The following is a 1,538-nucleotide window of genomic DNA, read 5'->3' as shown; positions in this document are numbered from 1 at the left end:
CTGCAGCGCCTGCCGGTCATTGTAGGTCAGGTGGATAAAGCCGGGCACCAGCGGCTCGAACGGCTCGCGGTACTTCTTTTCCCACGTCGCCGAAAGCGCGCCGAACGTGCGCCCGTGAAAGGCACGCTTGAAAGCGATGATCTCACTGCGGCCGGTGGTCAGGCGGGCAAACTTGATGGCGGCTTCGTTCGCTTCGGCCCCCGAATTGCACAAAAAAACGCGCGGGTAACCGCTGACCTGACACAGCCGTTCTTCCCAGGCGGCGCGCCGGTCGTTGTAGAACATCTCCGGGCAGGAGATCAGCCGCTGCGCCTGTTCGGCAATTGCCTGTGCCACCTGCGGGTTGGCGTGGCCGATGTTAGCCGCCCCCTGCCCGCCGACGCAGTCAATATACTCGCGTCCTTCGCTGTCCCACAGGCGCGCCCCCTGCCCGCGCACAATCGCCAGCGGGCGCTTGGTGTACAAACCGGAGGTATGGTGATTTTCAATTTCGATGATGTCCATCATTCGATTATCGTTCCCTTTCCATTCAGGGCATCCAGCAGGGGGTGATCGCTGCGCCCGTCCGCAAAAATGACCCGGCTGACGCCGCCTTGCAGTGCCTCGGCCGCCCCCAACACTTTCTTTTTCATCCGCCCTTCGGCGTATTCAATGGCGCGCTGCACCTCCACCCGCGGCAGATGATGAATGAGCGTGCTTTCATCCGGGAATTTACGCATCAGACCGGCCACATTGGTCAGTAAAATCAGGCTTTGCGCGCCCAGCGCGCCGGCCACCATCGCCGCGGCGCGGTCGGCGTCCACATTCAGCGCTTCGCCAGCAGGCGAGATCGCCAGCGGCGCGACCACCGGCGTCAGCCCCATGCCGAGCAGCAGGGAGAGAATCGCCGGGTTGACCTGCTCAATCTTGCCGGTGTAATCATCGCGCAGCACCCGTTTGCGCCCGTTTTCCACCACACGGATGGCTTCTTTGCGGTGCGCCACCATCCAGCGCCCGTCCAGACCGGTCAGCCCAAAGGCGTTCACACCTTTTTGCTGCAGCTGTTCCACCAGCAGGGTGTTGATTTTACCGGCCGTGACCATGGCAAAAATTTCCAGCGTTTCGCGGTTGGTGTAACGGCTGGTAAAACCGCTTTCGCTGGTGACAAAGCGCGGCGGATGGCCGAGTTGGGTTGAAATTTCGTTCACCTCTGCCGAGCCGCCGTGCACCAGCACCACTTTTTGCCCCTGTTGAACGAGTTCGGCCACATCCGCACAGATGGAAGCAAAGTTGACGCCGGCGGCGCCGCCAATTTTGATAACCAGCATGGCTGATTCCTCCACTAAATGGGATGCAAACCGCCAAAGGTCAGGCCGGCGGTTTCCTCAAAACCGCACATCAGGTTCATTGCCTGCACGGCCGAACCGGCAGCGCCCTTCATCAGGTTATCAATCGCCGCCATGCCGATCACCCGCCCGCTTTCTTCGTCCACATCAAAGCCGACATCGGCGTAGTTGCTGCCAGCCAGAATTTTCGCCTCCGGCACGCGGTAAATGCCG

2 protein-coding genes and 1 pseudogene are annotated in these 1,538 nt (G+C 61.1%); all 3 read right to left on the bottom strand.

The window, feature by feature from the left end; translation table 11 throughout:
* A partial coding sequence (locus VAE48_RS01065; protein ID WP_322791456.1) for an aspartate aminotransferase family protein occupies positions 1–507 on the bottom strand: 507 nt, incomplete at its 3' end.
* The gene (locus tag VAE48_RS01060; RefSeq protein WP_322791455.1) at positions 504–1,307 is read right to left on the bottom strand and encodes a [LysW]-aminoadipate kinase; all 804 of its coding nucleotides are present in this window, start codon (positions 1,305–1,307) and stop codon (positions 504–506) included. The genes VAE48_RS01065 and VAE48_RS01060, both read right to left, overlap by 4 nt.
* A gap of 14 nt (positions 1,308–1,321) precedes the next feature.
* Positions 1,322–1,538 (bottom strand): annotated as a pseudogene (locus VAE48_RS01055) (N-acetyl-gamma-glutamyl-phosphate reductase); the annotation flags it as partial.

This window comes from Bellilinea sp., from assembly GCF_034432615.1.
Lineage (GTDB): Bacteria > Chloroflexota > Anaerolineae > Anaerolineales > Anaerolineaceae > Bellilinea.
Note: the sequence above shows the minus strand (reverse complement) of the source record. Positions and strands in the feature narration are given on the sequence as shown.